Source organism: Collinsella sp. BG-O-102 (assembly GCF_023656745.1).
Classification (GTDB): domain Bacteria; phylum Actinomycetota; class Coriobacteriia; order Coriobacteriales; family Coriobacteriaceae; genus Collinsella.
Genome location: NZ_JAMOKO010000020.1, coordinates 25,539 through 33,455, shown reverse-complemented (window position 1 = coordinate 33,455; position 7,917 = coordinate 25,539). Strand labels below are relative to the sequence as shown.

The 7,917-nt window shown below is 59.5% G+C and carries 9 protein-coding genes; all 9 read right to left on the bottom strand.

Translation table 11 applies throughout. The annotated features are described in order from the left end of the window. Positions 1 to 178: 178 nt before the first annotated feature. Positions 179 to 928: a transposase gene (locus NBH09_RS09060; RefSeq protein WP_250787752.1), complete on the bottom strand. Its 750-nt coding sequence runs from the start codon at positions 926 to 928 to the stop codon at positions 179 to 181. A 225-nt stretch (positions 929 to 1,153) separates the two neighbouring features. Then, positions 1,154 to 1,609: a ribosome silencing factor gene (rsfS, locus tag NBH09_RS09055; RefSeq protein ID WP_250787751.1), complete on the bottom strand. Its 456-nt coding sequence runs from the start codon at positions 1,607 to 1,609 to the stop codon at positions 1,154 to 1,156. A gap of 27 nt (positions 1,610 to 1,636) precedes the next feature. Beyond that, entirely contained in the window at positions 1,637 to 2,170 is a 534-nt protein-coding gene (gene yqeK / locus NBH09_RS09050) for a bis(5'-nucleosyl)-tetraphosphatase (symmetrical) YqeK (RefSeq protein WP_193221482.1), read from the bottom strand. An 88-nt stretch (positions 2,171 to 2,258) separates the two neighbouring features. After that, the gene (nadD, locus tag NBH09_RS09045; protein ID WP_250787750.1) at positions 2,259 to 2,936 is read right to left on the bottom strand and encodes a nicotinate-nucleotide adenylyltransferase; all 678 of its coding nucleotides are present in this window, start codon (positions 2,934 to 2,936) and stop codon (positions 2,259 to 2,261) included. 3 nt (positions 2,937 to 2,939) lie between these two features. Next, positions 2,940 to 4,406 carry a GTPase ObgE gene (gene obgE, locus NBH09_RS09040; protein WP_250787749.1) on the bottom strand — a complete coding sequence of 489 codons (1,467 nt, stop codon included), beginning with the start codon at positions 4,404 to 4,406 and terminating at the stop codon, positions 2,940 to 2,942. A gap of 85 nt (positions 4,407 to 4,491) precedes the next feature. Next, entirely contained in the window at positions 4,492 to 4,749 is a 258-nt protein-coding gene (gene rpmA / locus NBH09_RS09035) for a 50S ribosomal protein L27 (protein WP_006236075.1), read from the bottom strand. A gap of 33 nt (positions 4,750 to 4,782) precedes the next feature. Continuing rightward, a complete protein-coding gene (gene rplU, locus NBH09_RS09030; protein ID WP_035138585.1) occupies positions 4,783 to 5,157 on the bottom strand; it encodes a 50S ribosomal protein L21 in 375 nt (124 codons plus the stop codon). A 67-nt stretch (positions 5,158 to 5,224) separates the two neighbouring features. Then, entirely contained in the window at positions 5,225 to 6,037 is an 813-nt protein-coding gene (locus NBH09_RS09025; protein WP_250787748.1) for a TIGR03936 family radical SAM-associated protein, read from the bottom strand. Further along, positions 6,034 to 7,911 (bottom strand): TIGR03960 family B12-binding radical SAM protein, encoded by a 1,878-nt coding sequence (locus tag NBH09_RS09020; protein WP_055309861.1) that lies wholly within the window; start codon positions 7,909 to 7,911, stop codon positions 6,034 to 6,036. The genes NBH09_RS09025 and NBH09_RS09020 overlap by 4 nt, the downstream gene beginning before the upstream one ends. Between the last annotated feature and the right edge of the window lie 6 nt (positions 7,912 to 7,917).

Below are 7,917 nucleotides of genomic sequence, written 5' to 3'. Positions count from 1 at the left end.
CGGCCTAGCGGGCGGCGGGATCAACCGAAGAGGAAACCAAGCGGGGGCGCCAGGCGCCCGGATGCGTCATGCCGAAATGGCGCGAAGCACGCGGTTGACAAAACTATAGAGACACGTCCCAAATTGACTACCCCGGATGTCCGGTTTGCCCGCCGCAACAAAACTCTGTCCCAAATAGCTACTGATCGAGCTTGACCTTCTGAATCGTGCAGTGACCGATGCCCGTGAGGCGCACGATCTGCTTTATCGAAAAGCCCTCGTTTTTGAGCGTACGGATGTAGTTGTCGCGCACGGCTTTAGGCAAAGCTTTAAGGTGGTGAGGCTCATACGGTTTAAGGAGAGCCTGTGCAAACTCCAGTGCATCTATGTCGCTCACATGAGCGCCGTCACGGAAGCAATATCGATTCGGTTCTCCCGAGGTACTGAAAGCAAAAAATCTCTGAGAATCTCCGAGCAAACCTAGCACACATTCAGTCATACAAATACCCGGGTATCCCATATATTCGCTAAAACTGCTCCAACGATATAGTGAAGCAGTCCCAATCCTGGCTTTCGCAGGATTATCGTGAATATATCTCACACAGTTGAGCAGCTGATCATCGTTAAGAATCGGCACGCTCTTAAATCGATCCTGAAAAACTGGTCCCTTCCGTCCGGTTTTCGCGTTGAAATACATCGCATATGCAGTCGTAACAGAGTGCATGCAATCGCTCAGGTGAACATGTTCATCATCTAGCAACAAGTGAATATGGTTGTCCATAAGGCACCAAGCAATGATATTGACGTCGTATTTTCGGCATTTCGAGGCAAGCAACCGAATCAAATATATCCGATCATCGGCATCCTCAAATATCAGCTGACCACCACAGCCCTTTTGGACGACATGGTAATAGCCGTAAACAGAGATTTCCCGCGCGGCCCGAGTCATACGCATCTCCTCCTCTACAGATAACAAATACGTTACCCGAGTCGGAAAGCTAAATATCACGCAATGAACCGCAACTCGCTTCTATCGGCGAACGGTAGGTAGTAGCTAAAAAAGCCCCGTCCCAAATTAGCTACTTTGGGCAAAAAGAAAGCCGGGCAGGTGCGGAAAACCGCAACTGCCCGGCGATATGCGTGAGGGTAGCTAAACCCCGTCTCAAATGAGCTACTAGAGGAGATTGAGGGGGAGCTGGGGGGCGTCTCCCCAGAGTTTCTCGAGGCGGTAGAAGTCGCGGGCTTCGGGAGTGAAGACGTGGACGACAACCGAACCGTAGTCCATGAGCATCCAAGTCTTCTGCTCGCGGCCCTCGATGGAGAACGGATGCTCGCCGCAAGCCTCGGCGACCTTCTCCTCGATCTCGTCGACAATTGAATCGACCTGGCGGTTGTTGGCACCGGTGGCAAGCACAAAGTAGTCGCACACATCGGAAAGCTCGGTCAGGTCGAGCACCTGAACGTCCTCGCCCTTCTTGTCGTAGGCGGCCTGCGCGGCGGCGCGGGCGACATCCTCGGCGGCGACACCGCTCGCGGACAGCGAGGCGGCAGTGCGGTCGGACGTGGCGGCGAAGCTCTTGTGCTCCACGCCTTCAAGAATCTGCTCGTCGGTCATGGTCTCGTCGGCCATGGAATACCTCTTTCTAGACAGCCCGAGCTAGCGCAGCTGGGCGTAATGGTTGTAAATCGTAATAGCCGTGGGATAAAGATAGCGCCCGGACTGGATCACATAGACCAGACCCTGCGCAAAACAGGAGAAGAACAACTCATCGAGCGTCGACTCCCCCACCATCTTGCGCAGCGCATGGGCATAATCGCCGTGGCGGTTGGGTTCGATGGCATCAGCCACAAAGACCACCATATCGAGCGGAGTCATGTCGCAAGCGCCCACGGTGTGACGGTCGACAGCCTGAAAGACCGCCGGCGACAGCTCGGGAAAAAGCTGCGGAAGTTCATAGGCGGCAACAGGGCCATGCAAAAGCGGCGTCGCGGCGGAAGGAGAGCCGGCAATCTTAATGCCGTAATGCAGAGCGCGCGTGACCAGCTCATCGTCGGAGAGCACTTTGTCCCAGTCGTGGATCAGGCCGGCGGCAGCGGCATCAAAGCGGTCAACGCCGTAGACCTCGGCCAGATGAAGTGCGGTCTCGGCAACACCCAGCGAATGCACATAGCGCTTGCGCTTATCCTTCATGCGAACATCGAGCAGCTCTTGAATGCGCTTGAGCAGCGCGCGCTCATCGCCCTCAAACTGATCCTCTACCGACAACGTAGACCCCCCATCACTCAAAATCTTCTTGGCTCAAATCGGCATATAGTCTGCGTTTGCGAATGTAGCCGAGCACGGACTCGCTCGTAAGATAGCGCACGCTCATGCCGCGGGCAACTCGCTTACGAATGTTCGTCGAGCTGATCGCCAGCGCCGGAATCTGAATATAGCGCACGTCGAACGGCAGCCCCGACTCTTTGATTCGGGCACGCGCCGTATCGATATCAAAGCCCGGTCGCGTCGCCGCAATAAAGGTAGCAAGCTCAGCGATTCGTTCGGCATCATGCCAGGTCACGATATCGATAATCGCGTCGGCGCCCGTAATAAAGTAGAGCTTTACCTGCGGCGGGTAAAAGTCGCGAAGGGCATGAAGCGTATCGGCCGTATAGGTTACGCCCGGGCGGTCGATCTCGAACCGGCTCGCCAAAAAGGCCGGGTTCGCGGCGGTGGCGAGGACCGTCATAGCATAACGGTCCTCGGCAGGCGTCACCGGCTTGTCAAGCTTAAAGGCAGGAGAGCCCGCCGGCATAAAGAGCACAGCATCCAAGTCGAGCGACTCGCGCGCCTGCTCGGCGGTCACCAGGTGCCCGTAATGGATGGGATCAAAGGTGCCACCCATAATGCCGAGCCTAAACTCCTGCCCGTCCTCTAGAGGAAGCTCGGGCAAACCGATTCCACCGCGCAACGACATGGCTTACTCGCCCTCCGAGGTCTCGGCATCGTCCTCGGCATCCGCCGCATCGACAACCTCGACGCCCTCATCCGCAGCATCGGTCACGTCAATGGCCTCAACGGCAACGTCCTCGCCAGCATCCTCGAGCTCCTCGTACTCCGAGAAGTCCTCAGCGCCCTCAAAGTCAAAGGCGCGCTGGCAAATGCGGACCTCGTCGCCCGCACGGCAACCGGCCTTCTCGAGCGCGTCGTCAACACCCATACGCGCAAACTTATGCTGCAGGTAAATGACGGCTTCCTCATTTTCCCAGTCGGTCTGAATGACCATGCGCTCGATGGCACGACCGACCACGCGGAAGGCACCGGGCTCTTCCTGGACAATGCGGAAACGCTTCTCACGCTGCAGGCGGCGGCGCTCCCACTCATCGTCGCGCAGAACGACCGGCTCATCGGAGACAGCCAACTCGGCGCGCAGCTTAGCCACCTGCTCGCCCACGGCAAGCATCAGCGTGTTGAGGCCGGCGCCCGTAACAGCAGACACGGCAAAGAACATATGTCCATCGTCGAGCGCTGCGCGCTTGAGGTCGGCAATCTTGTCGGCCGTGCCCGGAGCATCGCACTTGTTGGCAACGACGATCTGCGGACGCTCCGAAAGCTCGGCGCCATACTGCTCGAGCTCGCGGTTGATGATGCGATAGTCCTCAACCGGATCGCGATCCTCAAAACCGCCCGTCATGTCGACGACATGCATGATCAGGGCCGTACGCTCAATGTGGCGCAAGAACTGGTGACCCAGGCCCTTGCCCTCGCTCGCGCCCTCGATCAAACCGGGAACGTCGGCAACGACGTAAGAATATTCGCCGGCACGCACCATGCCCAGATTGGGCACGAGCGTGGTAAACGGGTAGTCAGCAATCTTGGGGCGGGCGGCACTCATGCGCGCAATGAGCGATGACTTACCCACCGAGGGAAAGCCCACGAGTGCGGCATCGGCCATGAGCTTCATCTCAAGCTCAATCCAGTGCTCCTCGGCCGGCTCGCCTAGCTGGGCAAAGGCCGGAGCGCGGCGTACCGACGTCACAAAGTGCGTGTTGCCCAGACCGCCGGCACCACCGGGGGCCACGACAACGCGCTCGCCGTCGTGCACCAGGTCGGCAATCTCGAACATCGGGGTCTGCGTCTCGGGATCGAGCTCGCGGACTACGGTACCCATGGGGACTTTCAAAATCAGGTCCTCACCGCTTTTGCCGTTGCGGCGGGCACCCTGGCCATGCGTTCCGCGCTCGGCACGGAAGTGATGCTTAAATCGGTAATCGATCAGCGAGGAAAGCTGAGCGTCGGCCTGGATGACGACATTGCCGCCACGACCGCCGTCGCCGCCATCGGGGCCGCCCTTGGGAACAAATGCCTCGCGCCTAAACGACATGCATCCGGCTCCGCCGTCGCCGCCGCAAACGTTAATGCGGCTGATATCGGTGAACTGTGACAACAGAATCGCCTCCTACAAAAAAGAGGGAGACCCTTGAATCCTAAAACTCAAGTGCCTCCCACATATGTGCTCTATGAAGGGTGAATTACGCGTTCGCGAGCGGGCGTACGCTGACCCTGTGCTTGATACCCTTGTGGAACTCAACGGTACCGTCGACCAGCGCGAACAGCGTGTCGTCCTTGCCACGGCCAACGTTCTCACCCGGGTGGATGTGCGTGCCGTGCTGACGGACGAGAATCGTGCCCGTGGTTACCGTCTGGCCGGCATAGCGCTTCGTGCCAAGGCGCTGACCGCGGGAGTCACGGCCATTACGGGAGGAACCGAGTCCTTTTTTGTGTGCCATTGTGTATACCTACTCTTTCGTTACGAGTGTAATCTACTCGGCGACGGGAGCCTCGGCAACAGCCTCAGCCTCTGCCTTGACAGCCTTCTTGGCGCGGGAGGTAGCCTGAACCTTCACGATCTTCAGCTTGGTCAGCTGCTGACGGTGACCCTTCAGACGACGATAGCGCTTGCGCTTGTGGAACTTGAAGACCAGCTGCTTCTCGCCCTTGAACTGCTCAACGATCTGAGCGGTAACCTTGGCCTTGGCCAGCTTGTCGGGATCGGTGACGATCTTCTTACCATCGTTGAGGAAGATAACCGGCAGGGTGACCTTGTCGCCCTCATTGCCCTCGATCTTCTCGACGGTGATGACATCGTCGGTGGCGACCTTGTACTGCTTGCCGCCCGTGTTAACGATTGCGTACATGTTTACTTGCCCTTCATGCATCAGTTAGTGCAACAGCCGAATATAGTAGCAGGCGAAAATACCCCCGTCAACGAGTATGTGGAGCAAATCCACAAGTTCGCACAGGTATGGGGCTGACGAGTCGGCCCTCGTCGTCCTCGCATGCTTGATTCTGACGCTCGACATCGTAGGAGCAGATGGTCACGAGGTCTTGCATACCGGTGGAAACAATAGGTGCATCCACGCCCGGGGTCAAGCCCTGCAACAAAACATCAGCAGCGGAAAGCAAAATTTCCGGACGCATGGAGCCCTCGTTGTCGGCATGGGTGTCGAGCATGAGTACCAAATGGTTCGGGCGCTCCCCCGCCGTGAGCTCATAGCCCACGAGTGTGTGATCCAAATCCAAGCGCTTGCTCTTTTTTCCGCGCGCGTAGTCGATGCCATGGTCCGCGCGCAGCGTGTCGATCGCACGACGCACCTCGTCGGCGCTTACGGGCGCCTCGGGATCCAAGTGCAGATCGATGCGATACGACAGGCGCGTGAGCTGCGCCGTCAATGCCGGCGTGCGCACGTCGATGTACGCCGCCTCGATGGGCGCCAGATCGGCCGGAGACGCCGCAGCCAGGCGCCCAAACGCCTCGTCGAGCGCCACGAACTCGGTCATAAACAGGTCATACCACTCGCAGGTCGAAGACGTACCCACCGGCAGCGCCGAAGAGAAGCCCACGCGCATGTGCGGAGAGAAGCCCTGCGTGACGGCATAGGGAAGTCCCGCACGGCGCACGATGCGCTCAATGGTATGGATTACTTCGAGATGGCCCAGGTACTTAAGGCGATCGCGCTTGCCATAGCGAACACGAAGCCTAAAGAGCGAGGGGTTGTCGGTCAGGCGCTCACTCATGCGCGATCACCCATCAATACATTCTTGGCGTGGAGCGTGGGGCAGATTCCGCAGCCGGTGCACGACGTGCGGGTGCAGTCGGGAGTCGTGACGCCCTCGAGCGAGCGACGGTACTCGCGCTCGAGGAAGCCGCGCGTGCAGCCGGGGCTCACGTGCTCCCACGGCAGGCGCCAGTCCAACTCGTAGGGCAGGTGCACGAGCTCATTGAGGTCGATGCCGTTTTTGGCAGCAGCTTCCTTCCAGTTATCGAGCGAGAAATGCTCTACCCAGGCGTCAAAGCGAGAGCCCGAGCGCCAAGCATCGATGATGACGGGCGTCATGTCACGACCGGCGCGGGACAGCGCAGCCTCGATGAGCGAAGTCTCGGCATCGTGGTAATGCACACGGACGGCACGGTTGCGAACGCTCGTGATAAGCAGCTTCTGGCGACGCTTGACGTCGTCGTAGTCGAGCTGCGGGCACCACTGGAACGGCGTGGCAGCCTTGGGGATAAAGACCGAAACCGAGATGGACACCGAGATCGAGCCGCGACGAGCCTTGGGCACCACGGAACGACCGAGCTCCAGCACGTGATCGGCCAGATTGGCGATGGCCACGATGTCCTCGTCGCGCTCGCCGGGAAGGCCCATCATAAAGTAGAGCTTCATGCGGTTCCAGCCGGCCTCGAAGGCCGCCTTGGCCGCACGGTCCAGGTCCTCCTCGGTCACGTTCTTGTTAATGATGTCGCGCATGCGCTGGCTGCCGGCCTCGGGCGCGAACGTCAGGCCGCCCTTCTTTTCGCCGGCGACCGACTCGGCCATATCCACGCCAAACGAATCCAGGCGCTGCGACGGGATAGACACGCGAATACCCGTATCCTCCAGGCGACGGTTGAGCCTGCCGAGCACGTCGCGAATGCAGGAGTGGTCGGTCGTGGAGAGCGAGGTCAGCGACACCTCGTCATAGCCGGTCTTTTCCAGACCCTGAATCACCGACGAGACGATCTGGTCGGCCGAGCGCTCGCGCACCGGGCGATACGTCATGCCGGCCTGGCAAAAACGACAGCCGCGGGCGCAGCCGCGCAGAATCTCGATAGACAGGCGGTCGTGGACCAGCTGCGCATAGGGTACGCACGACTGCGACAGCGGATTCGTGGCGCCGAAATCCTCGACGACACGCTTGTAGACCACGGTCGGCGCATCCTTGCCCTCACGCGGCACGGTGTAGCCATGCGGCGAGCAGGGCTCGTCGTGACGAACCTCATAGAGCGACGGCACGTAGTTGCCGGCAATGGATGCAAGCTGCTCAACAATCTGCGCGCGCGGGACCCCTTCGTCACGCAGGCGGCGATGCAGCTGACAGGTCTCGAGCAGCGATTCCTCGCCCTCGCCGATGAGGATGGCATCGAAGAAAGCCGCGTACGGCTCGGGGTTGTACACCGAGGGGCCGCCGGCGATGATGATGGGGTCGTCTTCGCCTCGGTCGGCCGCTAACAGCGGAATGCCAGCGAGGTCGAGTGCCTCGAGGAAGTTCGTCACCGCCATCTCGTGCGGCACATGCAGACCGACGATATCAAACGAAGCGACCGGCGCTGCACCCTCGAGCGACAGCAGCGGAATACCCGCCTCGCGCATGGCGTCACCCATATCGGGCCACGGCACATAGCCACGCTCACAGGAGATGCCCTCGGCCTGGTTAAGGATGTTGTAGAGGATGGCGATGCCCTGGTTGGGCAGACCAACCTCGTACACATCCGGGTAGATCAGGCAGCAACGGTAGTCGGCATCGGCTTTGGAAAGCGTGCCCCACTCGTGATCGATATAGCGACTCGGCTTCTCGACCTTGGCGAGCAACGGCTCAATTAAATGAAAACAATCTTGGTATGCAACGCGCAACGGAAA